The 21,046-nt window shown below is 71.7% G+C and carries 22 protein-coding genes; 10 read left to right on the top strand and 12 right to left on the bottom strand.

Annotated elements, in window-relative coordinates; all coding sequences use genetic code 11:
* Positions 1 to 25: 25 nt before the first annotated feature.
* Positions 26 to 871, top strand: coding sequence for an oxidoreductase (locus AB0M82_RS10060; RefSeq protein ID WP_364719414.1), 846 nt, complete (start codon positions 26 to 28; stop codon positions 869 to 871).
* Between the two features lie 9 nt (positions 872 to 880).
* Here the strand turns inward: AB0M82_RS10060 and AB0M82_RS10055 are convergent, their stop codons facing one another.
* The gene (locus AB0M82_RS10055) at positions 881 to 2,194 is read right to left on the bottom strand and encodes a cellulose binding domain-containing protein (RefSeq protein ID WP_364719411.1); all 1,314 of its coding nucleotides are present in this window, start codon (positions 2,192 to 2,194) and stop codon (positions 881 to 883) included.
* Positions 2,195 to 2,316: 122 nt separating this feature from the next.
* Complete coding sequence (locus tag AB0M82_RS10050; RefSeq protein ID WP_364719409.1) at positions 2,317 to 2,904, bottom strand: TetR family transcriptional regulator; 588 nt, start codon at positions 2,902 to 2,904, stop codon at positions 2,317 to 2,319.
* 157 nt (positions 2,905 to 3,061) lie between these two features.
* Between AB0M82_RS10050 and AB0M82_RS10045 the strand changes: the two genes are divergently transcribed.
* Both AB0M82_RS10045 and AB0M82_RS10040 read left to right on the top strand, forming a co-directional pair.
* Complete coding sequence (locus tag AB0M82_RS10045; RefSeq protein WP_364719407.1) at positions 3,062 to 3,748, top strand: SDR family oxidoreductase; 687 nt, start codon at positions 3,062 to 3,064, stop codon at positions 3,746 to 3,748.
* 343 nt (positions 3,749 to 4,091) lie between these two features.
* The gene (locus tag AB0M82_RS10040; RefSeq protein WP_364719405.1) at positions 4,092 to 5,612 is read left to right on the top strand and encodes a carboxylesterase family protein; all 1,521 of its coding nucleotides are present in this window, start codon (positions 4,092 to 4,094) and stop codon (positions 5,610 to 5,612) included.
* Here the strand turns inward: AB0M82_RS10040 and AB0M82_RS10035 are convergent.
* The 3 genes from AB0M82_RS10035 to AB0M82_RS10025 all read right to left on the bottom strand — a co-directional run bounded on the left by AB0M82_RS10035 (position 5,605) and on the right by AB0M82_RS10025 (position 8,165).
* Positions 5,605 to 6,003: a hypothetical protein gene (locus AB0M82_RS10035; protein WP_364719403.1), complete on the bottom strand. Its 399-nt coding sequence runs from the start codon at positions 6,001 to 6,003 to the stop codon at positions 5,605 to 5,607. The genes AB0M82_RS10040 and AB0M82_RS10035 overlap by 8 nt on opposite strands.
* A 182-nt stretch (positions 6,004 to 6,185) precedes the next feature.
* The gene (locus AB0M82_RS10030; RefSeq protein WP_364719401.1) at positions 6,186 to 7,079 is read right to left on the bottom strand and encodes a TIGR03619 family F420-dependent LLM class oxidoreductase; all 894 of its coding nucleotides are present in this window, start codon (positions 7,077 to 7,079) and stop codon (positions 6,186 to 6,188) included.
* Between the two features lie 90 nt (positions 7,080 to 7,169).
* The gene (locus AB0M82_RS10025; RefSeq protein ID WP_364719399.1) at positions 7,170 to 8,165 is read right to left on the bottom strand and encodes a LacI family DNA-binding transcriptional regulator; all 996 of its coding nucleotides are present in this window, start codon (positions 8,163 to 8,165) and stop codon (positions 7,170 to 7,172) included.
* Positions 8,166 to 8,296: 131 nt separating this feature from the next.
* Here AB0M82_RS10025 and AB0M82_RS10020 point away from each other — a divergent pair, with 131 nt between their 5' ends.
* The 3 genes from AB0M82_RS10020 (at position 8,297) to AB0M82_RS10010 (ending at position 11,897) form a co-directional block, all read left to right on the top strand.
* Positions 8,297 to 9,970, top strand: a complete 1,674-nt coding sequence (locus tag AB0M82_RS10020; protein WP_364719397.1) for a peptide-N4-asparagine amidase — start codon at positions 8,297 to 8,299, stop codon at positions 9,968 to 9,970.
* Positions 9,971 to 10,022: 52 nt separating this feature from the next.
* Positions 10,023 to 10,529: a DUF4231 domain-containing protein gene (locus tag AB0M82_RS10015; protein WP_364719395.1), complete on the top strand. Its 507-nt coding sequence runs from the start codon at positions 10,023 to 10,025 to the stop codon at positions 10,527 to 10,529.
* A gap of 69 nt (positions 10,530 to 10,598) precedes the next feature.
* Positions 10,599 to 11,897, top strand: coding sequence for a cytochrome P450 (locus AB0M82_RS10010; RefSeq protein WP_364719393.1), 1,299 nt, complete (start codon positions 10,599 to 10,601; stop codon positions 11,895 to 11,897).
* On the opposite strand, the gene AB0M82_RS10005 is transcribed toward AB0M82_RS10010, so the two are convergent.
* The 5 genes from AB0M82_RS10005 to AB0M82_RS09985 form a co-directional block, all read right to left on the bottom strand.
* Positions 11,894 to 12,223: a hypothetical protein gene (locus AB0M82_RS10005; protein ID WP_364719390.1), complete on the bottom strand. Its 330-nt coding sequence runs from the start codon at positions 12,221 to 12,223 to the stop codon at positions 11,894 to 11,896. The genes AB0M82_RS10010 and AB0M82_RS10005 overlap by 4 nt on opposite strands.
* 100 nt (positions 12,224 to 12,323) lie before the next feature.
* Positions 12,324 to 12,950, bottom strand: a complete 627-nt coding sequence (locus tag AB0M82_RS10000; protein ID WP_364719388.1) for an alpha-ketoglutarate-dependent dioxygenase AlkB — start codon at positions 12,948 to 12,950, stop codon at positions 12,324 to 12,326.
* Between the two features lie 33 nt (positions 12,951 to 12,983).
* Positions 12,984 to 13,559, bottom strand: a complete 576-nt coding sequence (locus tag AB0M82_RS09995) for a dihydrofolate reductase family protein (RefSeq protein WP_364719386.1) — start codon at positions 13,557 to 13,559, stop codon at positions 12,984 to 12,986.
* 128 nt (positions 13,560 to 13,687) lie between these two features.
* Positions 13,688 to 14,665: an RluA family pseudouridine synthase gene (locus AB0M82_RS09990; RefSeq protein WP_364719384.1), complete on the bottom strand. Its 978-nt coding sequence runs from the start codon at positions 14,663 to 14,665 to the stop codon at positions 13,688 to 13,690.
* Positions 14,666 to 14,691: 26 nt separating this feature from the next.
* Positions 14,692 to 15,084: a DUF5313 domain-containing protein gene (locus AB0M82_RS09985; RefSeq protein WP_364719381.1), complete on the bottom strand. Its 393-nt coding sequence runs from the start codon at positions 15,082 to 15,084 to the stop codon at positions 14,692 to 14,694.
* Positions 15,085 to 15,154: 70 nt separating this feature from the next.
* Between AB0M82_RS09985 and AB0M82_RS09980 the strand changes: the two genes are divergently transcribed.
* From AB0M82_RS09980 to AB0M82_RS09970, 3 genes are all read left to right on the top strand, one after another.
* Positions 15,155 to 15,592: a MarR family transcriptional regulator gene (locus AB0M82_RS09980; protein ID WP_364719379.1), complete on the top strand. Its 438-nt coding sequence runs from the start codon at positions 15,155 to 15,157 to the stop codon at positions 15,590 to 15,592.
* A gap of 53 nt (positions 15,593 to 15,645) precedes the next feature.
* The gene (locus AB0M82_RS09975) at positions 15,646 to 16,527 is read left to right on the top strand and encodes a TIGR03854 family LLM class F420-dependent oxidoreductase (RefSeq protein ID WP_364719377.1); all 882 of its coding nucleotides are present in this window, start codon (positions 15,646 to 15,648) and stop codon (positions 16,525 to 16,527) included.
* A gap of 106 nt (positions 16,528 to 16,633) precedes the next feature.
* Positions 16,634 to 17,116 carry a hypothetical protein gene (locus tag AB0M82_RS09970; protein WP_364719375.1) on the top strand — a complete coding sequence of 161 codons (483 nt, stop codon included), beginning with the start codon at positions 16,634 to 16,636 and terminating at the stop codon, positions 17,114 to 17,116.
* A gap of 6 nt (positions 17,117 to 17,122) precedes the next feature.
* On the opposite strand, the gene AB0M82_RS09965 is transcribed toward AB0M82_RS09970, so the two are convergent.
* Positions 17,123 to 18,640, bottom strand: a complete 1,518-nt coding sequence (locus AB0M82_RS09965; RefSeq protein WP_364719373.1) for an MDR family MFS transporter — start codon at positions 18,638 to 18,640, stop codon at positions 17,123 to 17,125.
* A 121-nt stretch (positions 18,641 to 18,761) separates the two neighbouring features.
* Between AB0M82_RS09965 and AB0M82_RS09960 the strand changes: the two genes are divergently transcribed.
* Positions 18,762 to 19,922 (top strand): DUF1015 family protein, encoded by a 1,161-nt coding sequence (locus tag AB0M82_RS09960; protein ID WP_364719370.1) that lies wholly within the window; start codon positions 18,762 to 18,764, stop codon positions 19,920 to 19,922.
* A gap of 605 nt (positions 19,923 to 20,527) precedes the next feature.
* On the opposite strand, the gene AB0M82_RS09955 is transcribed toward AB0M82_RS09960, so the two are convergent.
* Positions 20,528 to 20,986 carry a DinB family protein gene (locus AB0M82_RS09955; protein WP_364719484.1) on the bottom strand — a complete coding sequence of 153 codons (459 nt, stop codon included), beginning with the start codon at positions 20,984 to 20,986 and terminating at the stop codon, positions 20,528 to 20,530.
* Between the last annotated feature and the right edge of the window lie 60 nt (positions 20,987 to 21,046).

Raw genomic sequence — 21,046 nt, 5'->3', positions numbered from 1 at the left:
ACAGCGACGACGTAGTGGAGTACTCATGACACTCACCGAATCCCCGGTCTGGTTCATCACCGGGTGTTCCACCGGTCTCGGCCGCGCACTGGCCACCCACGTCCTCGATCGCGGGTGGCGGGCGGTGGTCACCGCACGCGACCCCCGGACGGTCGCGGACCTCGCCGGCCGCCACGGCGACCGGGCGGTGGCCCTCGCCCTCGATGTGACGGATCCTGGGCAGGTCGCCGACGCGGTCGCCAAGGCCGAAGAAACCTTCGGCCGGATCGACGTCCTCGTCAACAACGCCGGGTACGGCTACCTGGCCGCCATCGAAGAAGGCGAGGACGCCGAGGTCCGCGCGCTGTTCGAGGCGAACGTCTTCGGTCTCGTCGAGGTGACCAAGGCCGTGCTCCCCGGCATGCGGGCCAGGCGGTCCGGCCACGTCGTCACCATCTCCTCGCTCGGCGGGCTGGCCGGGTTCGGGGCCACGGGTTATTACCACGCGACGAAGTTCGCGGTGGAGGGCTTGTCGGAGTCCCTGGCCGCGGAGGTCGCGCCGCTGGGCATCGGAGTGACCATCGTGGAGCCCGGCGCGTTCCGCACAAACTGGTCCGGTCCGTCGATGAAGCAGTCCGCGATCCGCATCGGCGACTACGCCGAGACCGCCGGCAAACGCCGTGAAGCGACGCTGGCCACGTACGGCAGCCAGCCGGGCGACCCGGCCCGCGCCGCCGAGGCCATCGTCACGGTGCTCGAAGCCGAAGAGCCGTCGTTGCGGCTGCTGCTCGGCACGGCCGCCCTCGACGTCGCCCGCGGCAAGCTCGACGCCCTACGGCGCGACTTCGCCCGCTGGGAAGACCTCAGCAGGAGCACGGAACTGACCGCGTGACCACGCTCGTCAGCGGGCGGCGCAGCTCGTCCCGGCCAACGGCTGGGCGTCGCCGGTCACCACGGCGCCCCACGTGGTCGTCGCACCGGTGCCGAGCGCCCCGTTGTGGTTCTGGTTGGTGGCCTGTACCTGCTGGCCGGTCTGGGTCGGCACGGCGTTCCACGAACTGGCCACCCGCTGGGCGCCCGCGAACGAGAACGACGTGGTCCAGCCCCGCATCGGGACCGAGCCGGTGTTGCGCACGGTGATCTCGAGCTGGTGACCGCCGCTCCACGAACTGGTGACCGCGGTGGTGGCCGCGCACGCCGCGCCGGCGGGCGTGGTCGGCGTCGTGGGTGTGGTCGGCGTGGTGGGTGTGGTCGAGCCAGGGGTGCCGGTCCCGGTCGTGTAGCCGACCGAGGTGTAGGCCGCCGCGCACCCCGACAGGCACTGGTCCGGCAAGGTGAACCGGTACACGCGCCCGTCGTTCACCAGCGCGTCGCGGGCGTCCCGGACCCGGATCGCGTAGGACGTCCCCGCGGCGATGGTCGGGCCGATCACGAAGGCCTGTCCCATGTCGCTGTTCGGCTGCGCCGGCCGCCAGGCGCCGTCCACGTCGAGGTACTCCACGCCGTGGATGCCGTCGGGCAGGTGGGAAACGGCGATCGCGGCCCAGTACCGCTGCGCGCCCCGGAGGAACCCGATCTTCAGGTCACCGGTGTAGGCCGGCGCGGGGACGAAGGACCACGAGATCCGCCGGTTGTTCCAGTGCGCCGGGTTCAGGTCGCCGACCGGGACGCCGTTCTTCACGAACCGGTTGAGGGAGGCGGTCGACAGGTCGAGGTGGCCGGTGTCGTCGCGGCACCACGCGTTCGAGTCGCCGCAGCTGTCGGCGACCACCATGGTCAGCTGGGCGCCCTCGTAGCCGTCGGCCACCCAGGAACCGTTGCGGCAGAACGGTTGTCCCGGGGCGCCGTCGTTGATCCCGGTGCAGTAGTCGCCGATGGTGACCTGGACGAAGCGCCCGCAGTTGCGGCCGTTGTCCCACAGGCCGATCTTGTCGGCCTGCGACGGCGGCAGCGGCCGCGGGTAGAAGCTGTAGTCGCCGGGGGTCTTGTAGACGTTGAGGGCCACGAAGTCCGGGGCGTCGAGCACGTCCTGCGGCAGGCCGCAGCCGCCGTAGGGCGCGCCGAGGCCGTCGAAATGGGTGGCCATGGCGCTCACCGGGGCCGCTGGTGCGGCGGCCGACGGCCAGGACCACAGGACGGACCCGCCCAGCAGCACCGCGGCCACGGCGGCGAGGACAGCGGGGCGCGAGGCGATCCGGCGGGAGGCGGTGCCCATGGCGTCTCCTTCGCTTCGAATGCGGAGCGCGGCTGAACGGGCACCGGGACGGCGCCGACGGCGACTTCTGGAAGCGCTCCCAGAATCTCCCGCGGCACGCCGGTTGTCAACGTTCCTCCCGGCTAGTCGAGGAGGATGTGCCGCAAAACGGAGGACAGGTGCGTGATGAGCTGTTCGCCCGGCATGTCCGCGAGCGCACCGGTCTTCACGATGTACCGGTTGAACGTCACGCCGATCAATTGTGCGGCGAGCAGCGCGACCCGGACGTCGGCGTCGGCCGGGAGCACGTCCCGGTAGACCGCGAGGCTGTGCTCCTGCATCGCGACGTAGAGCTTGGTCGCGGCTTCCTCGTTGGCCGCCGCGCTGCGGACGAGCGCGACGAACGGGTCCTGGTCCGCGCCGTTCTCCATCCGTTCGACGAAGGCTCGCGCCACACGGTCGGGCAAGGTCCGGAGGTCGCCCTCGGCCACCTGCGCCAGATCGCGGGTGCCGGGAACGGCGGCGAGGAACAGCTGCTCCTTGGTCGAGAACTGCCGCAGCACCAATCCGTGGGTGACTCCGGCGCGACGCGCGATGTCGCGGACGGTGGCGCGGCGGTAGCCGGCTTCGGTGAACGCCGCCCGGGCCGCGGTGAGGATCGCGGCCCGGTGGTATTCGGGGTCGCGTCGTCGTTTGCGGGCCGGTGGGGGAGTCTCGGTCGGGCCGGTCACGGCCTCACTGTACGGCTGGACAGCGACGGCTCGGCTCGCTAGGTTGGGCACTAATGACCAATTGGTCATTAGTGATCGGCCTAGGGGAGACTTTGCGCGGCAAGCAGACAACGCCAACGGTGGTCACGGGAACCCGGCAGCCGGCGGGAACCACGGCATGACCACGTCGATCGTCGTGGGCGGTAACGGCGGCCTCGGCCAGGCCATCGCCCGGTCCTTCGCCGAGCGCGGCGACACGGTGGTCGTCACGAGCCGGGACAAGGCGCGGGCCGAGACGGCGGCCGCCGAGATCGGTGGTGACACCCACGGCCTGGCTGTCGACCTGGCCGAGCCGGAGACGATCGCCGCCGCGCTCGCGGAGGTGACCGAAGTGGACAATCTCGTGCTCACCGCCGCACCGCCGGCGATGAACACGATCGCGGACTTCGACGTGAGCGGCGCGATCCGGTCGGTGACGGTCAAGCTCGTCGGCTACGCCGAGACCGTCCGGGTCCTGCGCGAGCGGTTGCGCCCCGGCGCGGGCGTGGTGTTGTTCGGCGGCCTCGCCAAGGAACGCCCCTATCCGGGGTCCACGATCGTGACCACGTTCAACGCGGGGATCACCGGACTGACACGAACCCTCGCCCTGGAGATCGCCCCGCACCGCGTCAACGCGCTGCACCCGGGGCTCGTGGGCGACAGCCCCCGGTGGCGTGACGTGCCGCATCCGCCGCACGCGGACCGGGCGCCCATCGGCCGCCTGGTCACCACGGCGGAGGTCATCGACGCCACGGACTTCCTCCTCCGCAACACCGCCATGACCGGCCACGACCTGTACGTCGACGGCGGCCTCCTGCTGACCTGAGCGGATCGCTTCCGCCCCAATGTGGCGTTGGTTGCATCTGACGCACCGAACGCCACATTGGGTGCGCTGGACGCACCGAATGCCACATTGGGTGCGCTGGACGCACCGAATGCCACATTGGGTGCGCTGGACGCACCGAACGCCACATTGGGTGCGCTGGACGCACCGAATGCCACATTGGGGCGCATGAGCCGGGCGCGGCCCAAGCCGGTGAACCTTCGCGGTCCTGGCATCACGTTCGGGCCCCCCGGTAAATGGCTGGCGCGCATCCTGGTGAAGCGGGACGATCCCCGGGCCGGTGCGGATCCTGACGGGTCGCGCTCGGCTTGAGGGGGGAGTCGTGATGACCGTTGCCGGGGCCCGGCCCGAAGTCCGTGTGGCGGCCGGAACAGTGCGTGGCAGCACGGAAACCGGCGTGGCCGTCTTCCGCGGCATCCCGTTCGCCGAGCCGCCGGTCGGCGCGCTGCGGTTCGCCGCGCCGCGGCCGGCGCGGAGCTGGGACGGTGTGCGGGAAGCCGTGTCGTACGGCCCGCCGCCGCCGCAGGCCGGTGCGTTCGGGATGGACGCCCTGGCCAAGGACGCGGCCGACGACTGGCTGACGATCAACGTCTGGTCGCCCGACCCCGGCCCGGACGCCGGACTGCCGGTCATGGTGTGGATCCAGGGCGGTGCCTACGCGATCGGCATGGCGTCCCTCCCCGAGTACGACGGCGGCCGCCTCGCGCGGGACGGCGGCGTCGTGGTGGTGACCTTCAACTACCGCGTGGGCATCGAGGGCTTCGCGCAGATCGAGGGCGCGCCCGCCAACCGGGGCCTGCTCGACCAGGTCGCCGCCCTGCGGTGGGTGCACGACAACATCCGGGCCTTCGGCGGCGACCCCGGCCGGGTCACCGTCTTCGGGGAGTCGGCGGGCGGGGGATCGGTCGCCGCCCTGCTGGCGATGCCGCGCGCCGCCGGGCTCTTCGGCCGGGCCGTCGCGCAGAGCGTGCCGGGCACGTTCTTCACGCCCGCGCTCGCCGCCGACATCGCCACCGCCTTCGCCGCCGAGCTGGGGCTGCGACCCACGGTGGCCGCCCTCTCCGCCGTGGCCCCGGCCCGGCTGGCCGCCGCCGGTGACGCGGTTACCGCCAAGATCGGCCAGTGGGCACGACCCTGGGGCCAGGCCGCGCGCCGATCGATCCCGTTCGCGCCCGTCGTCGACGGCGACGTCCTGCCCCGCACCCCTTGGCAGGCGCTGGCCGACGGCGCCGGCCATGGCATCGACCTCCTCGCCGGCCACACCCGCGACGAGCAGCGGCTGTTCACCGCGATCGAGGGCCTGCTCGGCGAGGTGACACCGGAGCAGGCGGCGACGGCGCTGGAAGCATTCGCGCCCGGCCCGGACGGCGCCCGCCGGTACCGCGACAGCTTCCCGGCCGCCGGCCCGGACGAGCTGTACGAACTGGTCAACTCCGACTGGCTGTTCCGGATGCCGTCCCTCCACCTCGCGCACGCGCAGGCTGCGGCGGGCGGCCGGGCCCACCTCTTCGAGCTGACCTGGCCCGCCCCGGGGATGGGCGGCGCGTTCGGCGCCTGCCACGGCCTCGACGTGCCGCTCGTCTTCGGCAACCTGAGCAGCGGCCAGCCCGCCGTGCTGATCGGGGAGGCGCCCGAGGCGGAGGAGCTGTCCGCCGGCATCCGTGCCGCGTGGACGGCGTTCGCCACCCACGGCGACCCCGGCTGGCCCGCGTACGACACCGGCCGACGCCTCACGCAGCTCTTCGACACCCCGCCGTCGGTCACCGCCTACCCGGAAGAGGCCTCCCGGCTGATCTGGCAGGACCACACCTTTTCCGTGCTGCCGCTGCTCGGTGGGGTCAGCTGACCCGGTCGTCGCTCAGCAGCAACGTCGCTTCCTCTTCGAACCCGGCGCCGAGTGCGGCGAACTGGTTCGCGGCGTCCTTCAGCAGCCCGGCATCGCCCCGGCGGCGGGCGTGGGCGCGGGTGAGGACCGCCGCCGTCCAGCGGTTGTGCGCGGCGTGCCGCTCGGCACGCCGAAGGTGGCGCTCGGCGTCCGGGACGTCGAGCACCACGGCCAGTTCGGCGGCCAGGCCGGTCGCGTACCCGTCGAACCGGCCGGGGGAGAAGCCGGCGCTGATGACGGGCAGCAGGTCCGCGAGACCGGCGCCGGTGTGCAGGGCCACCCTCGCCCGGACGAACGCGTCCAGCGGGGCGAGGTTGGCGGAACACGAGGTCGTGTTCGTCGGCGCGGGCACTGTCGTGAGTGAGAACAGGGTTAGCCATGCCGGAAATCCTGGCGCGCCAAGACCTGCCGCACCATGCGGAAGTCCGCCGCATCGGGTTCCGGTTTTCCGCAGTGCGGTGACACCCCTGATCGGCCGGATCCCCCGGGATGTCACCGCGCGGGCATGGCCTTCCGGCGGCGAAGCGGGCGTGATCAGCCCTTGGCGGTCAGTTCGAGCAGCCGGCCGGTGAGGTCGAGGTGTTCGTCCACGCTGCCGGTCAGGTAGGTGAGATCCACGAAGACGTGGTCCGGCTCGAGGAGCGGGACGATCTTCGCCATCGACTCGGCGATCAGTTCCGGCTTCGTGCCCGAGCCGGCGTTCACCCGCAGCGCGAGGCCGAGCGCCCGCGGGTCGCGGCCGGCCTGCTCGGCGCCGGCCCGGATCTTGGCCAGGGCGGAGGTGAGCATTTCCGCCGGGAACGTTTCGGGGACGGACCAGACCGGCAGCCAGCCGTCGGCCCGCTCGGCGACCCGGCGCAGCGCCTTCTCGCCGAACCCGGCCAGGTGCACCGGCGGCTTGCGCACGGGCTTCAGCGCGACGTGCGTGTCCGGGATCGTGTAGCCGACGCCCTCGTGCGACACGATGTCCTTGGTCCACCAGGTGTCCAGCAGATCGAGCAGGTCGTCGAGCCGCTTGCCGCGCTCGGACATCGGGACGCCGACGGCCGCGTACTCGTCGGGCGACCAGCCGATGCCCAGGCCGGGCAGCAGCCGGCCGTTGCTGGCCACGTCGATGCTGGTCAGCAGGCGGGCGAGGTTGGCGGGCTGGTACTGGGTCGCGTTGATGGTGCTGGACCCGAGGACCGCGGTCTCGGTCACCGCCGCGGCGACGGCCAGCGCGGCGAACGGGTCCTGCGCGGTCCAGAACTCCTCGGGCATGGTGTCGTAGCCCGGGTAGGGCACCGCCGGGGCGACCGGCGACAGCAACCGGTCACCGACCCAGAGACCGGCTGCCCCGGCCTGCTCGGCCGCGCGCGCGTACCGCGCGATCCCGCCCGGTGTGGCCGCCGCCTTGCCGAACACCGGAAGGCTGAAACCAATTCGCATGAATTCTCCCCTGAAGAGCGAACGGACCGTACCGGCCCTGGTGCCACTAGTACCCCCATCTAGTTGCTCGTTCAAGAATCCTGGCCGGCTTCAGCGGCGCACCCGGGTCGACTCGCGGACGACCAGCTCCGGGGTGAACACCACCGCCCGGTGCTCCACCGTGGTGTCCGCCGTCTCCGCCAGCAGCAGCTCCGCCGCCGTGCGGCCGAGGCGGCGGGCCGGCTGGCGGACCGAGGTCAGCGGGACCGCCGCCGCGCCCGCGAACTCGATGTCGTCGTAGCCGACGATCGCCATCTCGTCCGGGACCCGGACGCCGGCGCCGACCATCGCCTGCAGCACGCCCAGCGCCAGCAGGTCGTTCGCGCAGAACACCGCCGTCGGGCGGGGACTCATGCCCAGCAGGCGGGCGCCCGCGTCGAGGCCGGAGGAGACGTCGAGGCCGATCGAGTCCAGCACGGTCAGCTCCGCCGCCGAGCCCGCCAGCGCCGTGCGCACGCCCTGTTCGCGGTCGCGGCACTGGGCGAGGATGGCGGGGCCGTTGACGAACGCGATCCGGTGGTGACCGGTCTCCAGCAGGTGCCGGGCCGCGAGCGCGCCGCCCGCGAGGTCGTCCACCGCCACCGAGCTCGCTTCCGACGTCGGCGCCTTGCGGTCGACGAAGACGTACGGCGTGCCGCTGCGCCGGAACGCGCGCAGGGCCTCGCCGGACGTCGCGACCGGGCTCAGCAGCACCCCGCGGACCCGCTGCTCGGCGAACATGGCCAGGTACGACGCTTCGAGGTCGGACCGCTGGCCGCTGTTGCACGTGACGATGTTGAGGCCCTCGGCGTGCGCGGCCTGCTCGGCGCCGCGGGCGACGTCGACGAAGAACGGGTTGCCGAGGTCGAGCACCAGGAGCCCCATGATCCGGCTGCGGCCCGCGCGCAGCTGCCGCGCCGACTCGTCGCGGACGTAGCCCAGCTCCTCGATCACCGACAGCACCCGGTTGCGGGTGGCCACGGCGACCACGTGCGGCCGGTTGACCACATTGGACACCGTGCCGATCGAGACGCCGGCCTGCTTCGCGACGTCCTTGATGCCGACCACCACACCCCCTCGCCGGGAAAACCGCAGCCTACCACGGGAACTGAAACGTTTCAGGCCCGATTCCCGCCGTTCGTCGGACGCGCGCGCCGCTAGGCTCCGAGCCGGTGTCCCTGCCGCTGGGAGGAGTCCGGGTGCGGATCTTCACGATCGTCCTGTCACTGGTGCTGACGTGGGTGCTCTCCGGTGCGGTCGCCGCGGCCTCGCCCTTCGTGGAAGGGGACACCGACGATCCGGTGACCGCGGCGCCCGCGGTCACCCGGCCGGACACCCCGCACTGCACAGTCACGCTCGCCGACGGCTTCCGCTCCAACGCCGCCGACGGCAGCCCGCGCTTCTACGAAGGCACGCTCACCCCGCCGAAGGCCTGTCCCGGCCCGTGGGCGAAGGTCGTCATGGACCAGAGCGTGACCGTCAGCGGCCGCCAGTACGACCGGATCGGCGACCTGCGGATCGGCGGCACCGAGGTCTGGTGGGGGACGACCGAGGAGCCCAGCGGCGAAGGCCGCCGCCCGATCACCTACCACTTCGACAAGGACCTCACCCCCTACAGCGCGCTGCTGCGCACCCCGCAGCCGTTCCACGGCGGCATCGAGAACTACAACTCGCCGGTCTACACCGGTGTCTACGCGCAGACCGTGACGCTCACCTACTACCAGGCGGACCGGAAGCACCCGGCGCCCGCCACCCCGGACCACGTCGCCGGCTTCGGGCACGCCGACGCGACTCCCGCGGCGCCCACCGTCCACTTCGCCGCGAAAGACCTGCCGCGCAACATCACCCGCGCCTACCTCGAAGTCACGCTCGAGGGCCACGCCTGCGACGAGCAGTGGTTCGACGACGTCCCGGACGACGTCGCGGCGAAGTACCCGGCGGCGGGGCTGTGCGGGAAGGGGCCCTACCGCGAGGCGAACTTCGCCATCGACGGGACTCCGGCCGGGAGCGCGTTCACGTTCCCGCACATCTACTCCGGCGGGATCGTGCCGCAGCTGTGGCGGCCGATCGTGGCGATCGACACCTTCAGCCTGCACGCCGAAACCTACGACGTCACGCCGTTCGCGGGCCGTCTCGTGGACGGCGGTGTGCACGACATCTCCTTCTCCTTCCCGGACATCGGCGGCGAATTCACCGTCGTCCCGACGCTACTGCTCTACACCGACAAAAAAGCGGCGCGGACGTCCGGGGCGCTGACCCAGGCCGACGTCGCCGCCGCGCCGGCCCGGCAGACGACGGTCAAGGACATCGAGGGCGGCGTGAACGTCACGGTCGCGGCGAAGCGCCACGACGTCACCGCCGGCTACGTCGACACGTCCGCCGGCCGTGTGTCCACCCGCGTCGAACGCACCCGCGACTACCGCAACAGCGACGACGTGACCGGCGGCGGCTTCACCCAGCACGTCGTGCAGGCCGACGCGGGGCAGCAGACTTCGGTGTCCACAGTGGACGGCCGGGTGCGGTCCGCCGACCGGCACACGTGGTCCTACCCGCTCACCACGGACGCCACCGCGGCCATCACCGACGACCAGAACCTGCGGATCTCCGGCTCGGTCGAGATGACGAAGATCCTCGGCGACCTCACCGGCGACGGCCGGTCGTGGCGGCCGGCGCGCGCGTCGCGCGAATGGCTGAGCTCGGCCGGTGTGCTGGCCCGCACGAACGGCGTGAACACCGAGGCCGACGGCCGGTCGCGAACGCTGTACACCGGCTCGGACGGCGGTGACGACGGGACTGGCCGGCCGTACTTCCACTACGTCGCCAGCGAGCACGGGTTGATCACCGAGAACCGGGAACTGCCGCCGCGGAGGTGAAACCGGATCCGGCTCACGGCAGCGGTACCACTCGCTCCGCCATCATGTCCGCATGGTGTCGACCTCGGACGATCTGCAGGAGCGCAAGGACAGGGCCTTCGCCCGGTGGCAGGCCCTGATGAAGAACTGGCGGGGACGCGCGTGGCGGAGCCGCCTGGCGTCCAAGCTCTTCACCTACGGGTGCGTGACCATGACGGTCGGCACCACCGCGATCGCGGGAGTGCCGACCGTCCCCCGCTCGTGGATCATCGTGGCCAGCGCGGGCGCGGCGCTGGCGGCCGGGCTCATGAGCGCCACGCGTTCGCACGAGCACTGGACGGCGTCTCGCGAGGTGCAGAACCGCTTGTTCGCCGAGCAGTTCCTGTTCGAGCAGGGCGCCGGCTCCTACCGCGGCCTGTCCGGTGAGGAGAGGGTCCTGCTGTTCTCCGAGCGGATCAGCGAGATCGGCATGGCCGGGCACGGCTCGTGGGCCCGTCAGGTCGCCGAGGGAGCGAGGACGGTGACGACGGCCGATCGTCCGTCCCCGGATGCCGCCGCGGGCCGGAAAGGACGGGCCTGATGGCCGTCCGGCGTGAAACCCGTCTCGCTCTCCGTCACCCGATCGGGCTAATGCGGTAGTGTCGGCCGTATGGGGAGTCTCCGCTCACGGGTCCTGGGCTGGGTCGGGCGACGCTATCTCGCCCGGCAGTCGAAAAAAGGCTTCGACCTCGAGAAGATGTCGTCCTTCCTGCCCGATTCGGCGCTCGTGCCGCTGAAGCGGGACGGCCTCGACCCGGTCGCGGAGATCGGCGCGCGCCGGGCCGCCGCCCCGATCGACAAGCTCGACCTGCCGTTCGGGATGAACGCCTGGCTGGTGACGGGCTACGACGAGGCGAAGGCCGTGCTCGGCAAGGTGACCGAGTTCTCCACCGACTTCACCAACCTGGTCGGCAACGCCGGCGTGACCGCCGACCAGAACCCGGGCGGGCTCGGCTTCGCGGACCCGCCGGTGCACACCCGGCTGCGGAAGCTGCTCACGCCGGAGTTCACCATGCGCCGGCTCAACCGGCTGGTTCCGCGCATCGACGAGATCGTCGCCGAGCAGCTCGACGCGATGGCCGCGGCCGAGGGTCCGGTCGACCTGTGGCAGGCGTTCGCGCTGCCGATCCCGTCCCTGACCATCTGCGAACTGCTCGGTGTGTCCTACGAGGACCGCGCGGAGTTCCAGCGGCTGAGCACCGCCCGGTTCGACCTCTTCGGCGGCGCGGGCGCCTCGCTCGGCGCGATGTCGGAGTCGCTGACCTATCTGCTCGACATCGTCAAGAAGCAGCGCGAAGAACCCGGCGACGGCCTGCTCGGCATGCTGATCAAGGAACACGGCGACGAGATCGACGACCGCGAGCTGGCCGGCCTCGCCGACGGTGTGCTCACCGGGGGCCTGGAGACCACGGCGAGCATGCTCGCGCTCGGCGCGCTGGTGCTGCTGCGCGACGAAAAGGCGTTCGAAGCGGTCCGCGGCGACGACGAGTCCGTGCACCGCTTCGTCGAGGAGCTGCTGCGCTACCTGACCGTGGTGCAGATGGCCTTCCCGCGGTTCGCCAAGCAGGACATGGAGATCGGCGGCGTCCACATCGCGGAGGGCGACATCGTGCTGGTGTCGCTGTCGGCCGCGGACCGGGACTCGAAGCTGGGCCCGGACATGGACACCTTCGACGCCACCCGCGAGCCGACGTCACACCTGGCGTTCAGCTACGGCATCCACCGCTGCATCGGCGCGGAGCTGGCCCGGATGGAGCTGCGCACGGCGTACCCGGCGCTCGTCCGCCGCTTCCCGAACCTGCGGCTCGCGGTGCCGGAGGACGAGCTCGCCTTCCGCAAGGTGTCCATTGTGTACGGTCTGGACGAGCTGCCGGTCCTGGTCGGCGACTCCGTGAAAGATCCGGGCTAGGGCCGTTCGTCGCAGCCCTGCTTCAGCTCCCTGGCGACCATCGACAAGCCGTACTTGCCGTTGACGGTGACCTGGAGCTCGCCGATGTCGTCCGGATACCTCGTCTGGGCGACCCGGCAGATCTTGTCCCAATCGGCGTCGGTCGGCTCACCGGACATCGCGAGGTCGAGCTTGAGCACGCCGTCGCCGATCGCCTTGTCGTGCTCGACGCCCTTGACCTCGTACCCGGCGTTCTTCAGGTCGGCCTCGAAATCGGCCACCGTCGCGCCCGACGTGCAGCTCGCGAGCGCGAACAGGCACAGGACGACGAGCACAACCCTCGACATCGAACCTCCCGGAGACCGCACCGGCTCCAGTTCTCCTGGGCGACCCGCGATCAAGACGTGATGATCAGCGGACTATACCGGCCGCTCCTTTGTGGACCGTTCAGCGGACGCCGCGCGGCCGGAACTGGATGCTGATCCGCGGCCCGACCGCCCGGGTCGTCTTGGGGATGGCGTGTTCCCACGTGCGCTGGCACGAACCGCCCATGACGATGAGGTCGCCGTGGCCGAGCGCGTAGCGGTGGGACTCGCCGCCGCCGCGGGGGCGCAGTGCCAGCTGGCGTGCCGCGCCGACCGAGACGATCGCGACCATCGTGTCTTCGCCGGCGCCGCGGCCGATCGTGTCGCCGTGCCACGCCACGCTGTCGCGGCCGTCGCGGTAGTAGCACAGGCCCGCCGTGCGGAACGGCTCGCCGAGCTCGCCGGCGTAGTGCTCGCTCAGCGCGGCGCGGGCCTCGGCCAGCACGGGGTGGGGGAGCGGCGCCGCTTCCCGGTAGAAGCACAGCAGCCGGGGGACGTCGACGAGCCGGTCGTACATCCGGCGCCGTTCCGCCTGCCACGGGACGCCGGTGACGAGTCCGGTGAACACCTCGTCGGCGCCGCCGAGCCACCCCGGCTGCACGTCGATCCACGCGCCCGAGCCCAGTTCGGTCCGGCGCGGCGCCAGCGCGTGCAGCGTGACGGGGCCGGACTCGCCGAACAGCGATGCCTGCAGTGCCGGGGTCGTCATGGCTCCGACCGTACCGAAGTTCGAACAAATGTTCTACTTCACGACGTCGTAGATCAGCTTCTGGATCCCGTTGGAGTACAACTCGCTCTCGACGACCTTCAGGTTCTGCTTGTCCTTGTCGGTGTCGCTGAACAGCCGCTTGCCCGCGCCGAGCAGGACCGGGAAGACCAGCAGGTGGTAGCGGTCGATCAGGCCGGCGTCGGCCAGCGCGCGGTTCAGGGTGGCGCTGCCGTGGACGGTGATCGGCCCGCCTTCGGTCTCCTTCAGCGCGGCGACGTCGGCCAGCGAACGCAGGATGGTGATCTCGCCCCAGTTCGACACGAGGTCCTGCTCGGCGAGGGTGGTCGACACGACGTACTTCGGCATCGCGTTGTAGCCCGGGAACTCGGCCGTCATGCCCGGCCACACCGGCGCGAACGCCTCGTAGCTGACCCGGCCCATCATCATCGCCGCGGATTCCTCCTGCTCGCGGCCCTTGAGCTCGTAGGCGGCCGCGTCGAACTCGATGTCCTTGAACGTCCAGCCCGCGTTGCGGTAGCCCGGCTCTCCGCCGGGGGCCTCGACGACGCCGTCGAGGGAGACGAACGAGGTGGCGATCAGGGTGCGCATGGACTTGCTCCTTGGTGGTTCGGGCTTGCTCTCGTCAGTGCGTCGAGCGGGGGCCGCCGGATTCGACAGCCCTCGGGAGAAAACTTTCGACGAGCCGGCCGGACCGATCATCGTGGAGTGGAGCGGGATCAGGTTCGGGTGCAAGTGACGTCCGCGGCGCTCCCGGCGCCGGCCGGGGGCGCCGCCCAGGCGTCGAGGTCGTCCCAGGCGGCGAGCCGCCGCCCGCTGGTGAACCGGCGGTGTGCCCCGGTCAGCGGGTCGTCGAAGTCGAGGACCTTGGCCAGCAGCTGCAACGGTTTGGTGAAGTCGTCGAGGGGTTTCTCCCGCAGTTGCGGGTAGAAGTCGTCGCCGAGGATCGGGACGCCGAGGCCGCTCAGGTGCACGCGCAGCTGGTGCGTCCGGCCGGTCGACGGCGCCAGCCGGTACCGCCCCAGGCCGTCGCGGTGCTCGAGCAGCTCGACGTACGTTTCGGCGTTCGGCGGGCCCGGCACCTCCTGCGCGGCCAGCACCCCGCGTTCCTTGACGAGCCGGCTCCGGACGGTCCGCGGCAGGGCCAGGGCCGGGTCGTACGGCGCGATCGCCTCGTATTCCTTGTGCACCTTGCGGTCCCGGAACAGCGTCTGGTACTTCCCGCGCAGCTCCGGCGTGATCACGAACATCACCAGCCCGGCGGTGACGCGGTCGAGCCGGTGCGCGGGGGACAGGTGCGGCAGGCCGAGGTCGCGCCGCAGCCGCACGAGCGTCGTCTCGAGGATGTGCCGTCCGCGCGGGATCGTCGCCAGGAAGTGCGGCTTGTCGACGACCAGCAGGTGCTCGTCGCGGTGGACGACGGTGATGCCGAACGGGACCGGCACCTCGTCGGGCAGGTCGCGGTGGAACCAGATGAACGAGCCGGGCTCGAACGGCGTGTCGACGCCGAGCGGGCCGTCGGTGCCGTGGATGCGCTCTTCGCGCAGCATCTGCTCGATGCGCTCCGGCGCCTCCCGGGGCAGCCGGTCGACGAGGTGGGCCAGCAGGGTCGGCCACTCGCCCTCGGCGGGCAGCTTGAGCCGGGCGGGGTCGAGCCCGTGGCGGGGCGGGATCGGCGGCCGGAGCTTGCGTCTCATCGTCTTCCGACTGTAGCTAACCCCAGCTAACCCGCTGACGGCGTCCGGTACCGCGCGAGGTAGCGGGCGGTCACCTCGGCGTTGGCGGCTTCGGCCGCTTCGGCGCGGACGCGGCGTCCGGTGTTGTGGGGGAAGCCTTGGCGGCCGAGCCGGTGCTCGATGCTCTCCTCCATGTACGCGCACGAATAGAAGTACGCGACCAGGGCCGCCATGAGGACCAGCGAGAGCCTCAGCCAGATCGATCCGGGCAGCAGCAGCCACACGGCGCACAGCGGCACGATGCCGACCGAGCTGCGCAGGACGTAGCGGGCGCGCCAGTGCTTCGACGTCGCGTCGTGCAGGGCCCAGTCGTCGTAGCGGTCAGGAAGCCGCACGCCGACGGCGTAGCCGAGCCAGCGGAGCACACCAGGTCGTTCCATGAGTTCGAGAGTACACTAATACTTAGTGTGCTAATTATTAGTGTGACGAGAGGCGCGGTAGGGTCGAGAGATGATCGATCTGGGTGAGGACCCGCTGAAGCTGGACCGGCAGGCGTGTTTCGCGCTGTCGGTGGCTTCGCGCAGCGTGATCGCGATCTACCGGCCGCTGCTGGAGCCGTACGGCCTGACCCATCCGCAGTACCTGGTGATGCTCGCGCTCTGGGAGCGTTCACCGCGGTCGGTGAAGGACCTCGGCGCGTCGCTGCGCCACGAACCCGCGACGCTGTCGCCACTGCTCAAGCGGCTGGAGGCGCTCGGGTACGTCACGCGCGGCCGGAGCCGGTCGGACGAGCGCCAGCTGATCGTCGAGCTGACGGAGTCCGGCCGCGCGTTGCGGGCGCAGGCCGAGAAGATCCCCTATCGCGTCGTCGAAGCCCTCGGGATGGACGTGTCCGAGCTGGAGGCGCTCCACGGCGTGCTGACCCGGGTCATCGACGCGACCGCCTGAGGAATTCCTGGCCGCCCGGCGCGTTGCCCCCGGAAAGACCGCTGGGAGGCACCGTGCTGAAGATCAGGTTGGGCGTCGCACCGGCGGCGGGGACCGGGCCGGCGGAGTTCGCCGGGCTGGCGCAGCGGCTGGAATCCGCCGGCGTCGACTCGCTGTGGCTGTCCGAGCTGGTCTACTCGCCCGAAGTCGACCCGATGATCGGCATGGCGCACGCGCTGGCGCGGACGTCGAAGCTGAAGGTCGGCACGGGCGTCGCGATCCTGCCCGGACGGCACCCGGTGCTGGTCGCCAAGCAGCTGCTCACGCTGGCCGGCCTGGCGCCGAAGCGGGTGCTGCCGGTGTTCGGGCTCCGCCCGGCACGCGCGGCCGAGCACGACCTGTTCCCGGTGCCGCTGGGCCGCCGGGCCGCGGTGTTCGACGAGTCGCTCGTCTTGCTGCGGCGGTTGCTGGAGGAGGATTCGGTGTCGTTCGCCGGCTCGTTCTTCCAGGTGGAAGGGGTGAGCTTGGGGCCACGCCCGGCGAAGCGCCTGGACGTCTGGCTGGGCGGAGCGGCCCCGGCGGCCCTGCGCCGCACGGGCCGCCTGGCGGACGGCTGGCTGGGCAGCTTCCACACCCCGGCCCAGGCCCGCGACGCCCGCGTCGCGATCCAGCAGGCCGCGGCGGAGGCGGGCCGCGAGATCGAGGAGGACCACTTCGGGCTCAGCCTGGTGGTGGCGGACAAAGGCCTCCCGGACGAACTGGCGGCGGTGGCCACCCGGCGGCGTCCCGGAGTGCCGGTGACGGACCTGGTGGCGACGAGTTGGGCCGAGGCGCGCAGGCTGGTGGAGCAGCACATCGAGGCGGGGTTGTCGAAGTTCGTGATCCGGCCGGGGCACGGGGATTTCGAAGGGTTCCTGGAGAACTTCCGGAAGGAACTGGTGCCGCTGCAGAACTAGCCGGCGGTTGCGCCGATCGGGTGGGCCGTGCGACGCGGCCTCAACCCGTGGCCGGGTGTGCGCGTTTCCCCCGCGACCACGCCCGGACCCAGGAAGGACTCCCGCGATGCGCCGCTTCGCACGACTCGCCACGATCCTCGGCCTCTCGCTGACACTGGCGACGGCGACCGTCGGCTCCGCCGAGGCCAGGCCGTCCCGGTTCGCTGTCGCGGCCGTGCACTCGGCGGGCGCGGGCGCCACGGCCGGGTTGCTCACCGGAGCGATGAGCTGGTCGACCTCCCTGAAGACCGTGACGCTGTCCGGGGTGAAGCTGTTCGTCAAGGGCGGCGAATGCATCAACTTCCAGGTCGCCGGACGCCGCGGATCGACCATCGTCACCGACATCAAGCGGTACCCGTCGTCGCCGAGCGGCGGCAGCTACTGCCCGGCGGCGGACTACACGTATTCGTTCGGCACGATCAGCATCACGGCCGACAGCCCGGGCGGGATCGAGTACGTCGACTTCGACATCGTCGACTACTGGCACAGCGTCCACGGCTGGGCCGTCTGCGACCGCGACGCCGCCGCTTGCACCGGCGCGAACCACTGACGGCGATCAGAACTCCAGCTGTTCGGTCTTCCTCGGCATGAGCAGCAGCGCCGCCACCGAAAGCACCGCCACCATCAACAACCCCACGAAGACGTAGTGCGTCGCGTCCGCCAGCGCGCCGCGGACGAACCTCGCCGCCGGGGAGTCGTCCGCGTGGCCGCCCAGGACCAGGCTCGTCGCGTCCACCGAGCGCGGCAAGTGACCCGCCACCTCCGCCGGCGGGTTGGCGAACCGCGAAGCCAGCGTCGCGTTGGCGATCGCGCCGAAGACCGCCGCGCCGACCGCGCTGCCCAAGGACCGGCTGAACAGGTTCGTCGCCGTCACCACGCCGCGGCGGTCCCAGCCCACCACCGACTGGACCGCCACCATCGTCGGGCTCGACGCCAGGCCGAGGCCCAGCCCGAGGACGAACGCCGCGAGAGCCGCTTCCCAGATCGACGACGAAGAACCGAGCATCGCCACCAGCACGCCGCCCGCGATGACGAACACGCTGCCGATCAGTGCCGTGTCGCGGAAGCCGATGCGCAGGTAGATCTTGCCCGCCAGCGACGCCGAGATCGGCCAGCCCACCGTCAGCGCCGCCACCGCGAACCCGGCCACCAGCGCCCCCGCGCCGAGCACGCCCTGCGCGTACGTCGGCAGGTACGACGTCAGCCCCATCAGGATCGCGCCCACCACCACCGCCACCAGGTTGCCGCCCACCAGGACCCGGCGAGTGAACACCCACAGCGGCAGCACCGGCTCGGTGGCCCGCTTCTCGACCAGGACGAACGCCACCAGCAGCACCGCGCCCACGACGAAGATCGCCACGCTCGGCAGCGACCCCCACGCCCACGCGACGCCGCCTTCGAGCAGGCCCAGAATCACCAGCGAGCAGCCGATGGTGAGCAGCGCCGCGCCCGGGTAGTCGACCTTGTGGGGCTTGCGCTCCACCCGCTCGGCGAAGCTGCGGAACAGCATCAGCGCGGCGATCGCGCCCAGCGGCAGGTTGATGAAGAAGATCCACCGCCAGTCCAGGTACTCCGCGAACACGCCGCCGAGCGTCGGGCCGACCACCGACGCCACGGCCCAGACGCTCGCGACGTAGCCCTGCACCTTGGCGCGTTCCTCCACCGTGTAGAGGTCGCCGATCACCGTCATCGACATCGGCTGGATCGCGCCCGCCCCGATGCCCTGCACGGCGCGGGCGGCGATCAGCACCGGCATGCTCCAGGCGGCGCCGCACAGCACCGAACCGACGAGGAACGCCGCGATCCCGAAGAACATCACCGGGCGGCGGCCGAGGACGTCGGCGAACTTGCCGTAGAGCGGCACCGTCACGGCCTGGGTGAGCAGGTAGATCGAGAACAGCCACGGGAACTGCGCGAACCCGCCGAGGTCGCGCACCACCGACGGCACGGCGGTCGCGATGATCGTGCTGTCCAGCGCGACGAGCGCGACGCTGAGCATGATCGCGATGAGCACCGGGCCGCGCTCGGACCGGAACCCGACGCCTTTCACGCTGGTGGCGGCGGGTGTCGTCATCGGTGGCTCCTCGGGACGGTCATGACCGGAGTCAACTATTTTGCAGCCCTAAGCATTCCACCGGAGTGGCGTCGGACCCAACGAATTTCCGTCGGAGGCCGCATCGCGCAAGATGGGGCGGATGAGCGACTGGATCCGGCCGATCGGGCGGGGCTGGGTGGTCCGCGACGCGGTCCCCGGCCCCGATGTCGACGAGTTCGCCGAGCCCGACCGGGTGATCGCCGCGCTGGCCGCGCCGGGTGCCGCGGACGGCCTCCTCGCCGTGCAGCACCCGGCCCGGACGCCCGCGGCGCTGGCACGCGGCCTCGACCTGGACGCCGCCGTGCCGGTCGCCCGCGCCGTGCTCGAACGGCTCCGCAAGCGGTTCTACCGGCCGGTGCGCGAGATCGTCGCGCCTTACCGGATCGAAGGTCCGGACGGCGTGGCCCTCGGCCTGCTCTGCCTGGTCGACCCGGCGGCGGTGACCGACGAGGGCGCCGCGCGGGTCCGCCACACCGAGGACGTCTATCCCGACGTCGTGACCGAGCGGGCCGCCGTGCTGGCCGGGCTCGGCTGCGCGACCAGCGCGGCGCTGCTCGTCCCGGCGACCGGCGGCGCCTTCCTGACCGAGCAGCTCGACCAGGCCTGCGCCGGCCTCGGCCTGCCCGATCTGTCCACTTCGGACGCGGCCGGGCGGCGGCACGACCTGTGGGTGGTGCCCGCCGGCCCGCTGCAGAGCCGGCTGCTGGCCGCGGTCGCCGACGCCGACCTCCTGGTCGCCGACGGCAACCACCGCGTGGCGGCGGCCACGGCTGCCGGCCACGGCGCGCTGCTCGCCCTGGTCACCGCCGGGCCGCGGCTGCGGATCGGCGCGATCCACCGGGTCCTCACCGGCACCGGCCTCGGCCCGGAGGAACTGGTGTCGCGCTGGTGCGCGGCCGGCCTGGACGTCCGCTACGACGAGCACGCCGTGCCGGTCACCGGCGAGGCCGTGGTGCGCGCCGGTGACGCCGTCCTGCGGGTGCCGTTGCCGCGCCAGGACGGGCCGGGACCGGTGATCGACCACGAGATCGTGGAGCGGGTGCTCTTCGCCGACGCGCTCGGCGTGGATCCCGACGGGCCGTGTGTGCGGCCGCTCCCGGCCGGCCGGCCGGTGCCGGCGGATGCGGACGCGGTGGTGCTACTCGCGCCGGTGGCCTTCGCCGACGTCCTCGCCGTGCACGAGGCCGGCCGCCGGATGCCGCGGAAGGCCACCTACTTCACGCCGAAGCCCCGCAGCGGCCTGGTCCTGGCGGAGCTTTAGCGCCCGGATGGCGAACCACTTCGACGGCTCCCCGGCCGGGACGTCCACTTCGAACCACACCCGCCCGGGGTCCCGCCGCGACTGGAGTCAGGTGCCGTCCGGCTGCCGGGCCGCGGGGATCAGCTCGATCGCTCGGCCAGGCGGGGTCCGGCGGCGTACCCTCCGCGCCGAGCCAGACCCCGTTGGCGAGGGTCCAGGCGTGGTGTCGCGAATGAGCAAGGCCGGGCAGTTAGCTGCGGCAGCGAGCTGCCCGATTAGCCCGATTGGCCCGGTTTCATGTGCTCGCCCAAGGCCGTGGATGTCGCATTGAGGGACATAGAGTCCCTCAATGCGACATTCACGGCCGTTCCGTTGACCGCATTCGCGACCAAGAAACCCCTCGAAGCCACCCCTCGCCAAGAGACTTTGCCGGGCCCCTGCCCTGGGAGGGCAGGTCGTCGTACTCCCAGCGGCGGTGCGAAGCGAGCAGTTCGGCCGTGCCGCTCAGAACCGCCGCGTCGAGGCCCCATTCCCGCAGCGCGTTCAGCGACCACGTCGTCGCCGGTCGCGCTCCACCTGCCGGCGCGGCGCCGGATCGGCGTCGCGCGACCAGACGAGCGGGTCCGTCAGGCCCCTGTGACGCCGTCGATGGCCTCCCGCAGGAAGTCGGCGTGGCCGTTGTGCCGGGCGTACTCGTGGATCATGTGCAGCATCACCAGCCGCAGCGAGACGTCCGCGTCCCAGCGCGGCTGGTGGCCGGTGACGTCCAGGGACTCGGCCGCCTCTTCGATCTTGCGCGACTGCTCGACCTCGGCCTGCCACGCCTCGAACGCCTCCGCGCGCGTCGACGAACTCGCGTCGTAGGCGGCCTGGAAGTCGCCATCGGCCGACCATCGCAGCGAGATGTCCTCGGCGTTGATCACCCGCCGGAACCAGGTGCGCTCGACCTCGGCCATGTGCCGGACCAGGCCGAGCAGCGAAAGCGTCGACGGCGGGCTCGACGCCCGCCGGAGGTCCTCGTCGGACAGTCCGTCGCACTTCATGGCGAGGGTGGCACGGTGGAAGTCGAGGAACGTGCGCAGCATTTCGCGCTCGCCCCCGACCAGCGGCGGTGCGGGTCGCTCGGTGGTGGTCACGAGTCAGTG

Origin of the sequence: Amycolatopsis sp. NPDC051128 (assembly GCF_040682715.1) — a bacterium.
Taxonomy (GTDB): Bacteria; Actinomycetota; Actinomycetes; order Mycobacteriales; family Pseudonocardiaceae; genus Amycolatopsis.
The sequence above is the reverse complement of the archived record's forward strand: the minus strand, read 5'-3'. Positions and strand labels throughout refer to the sequence as shown.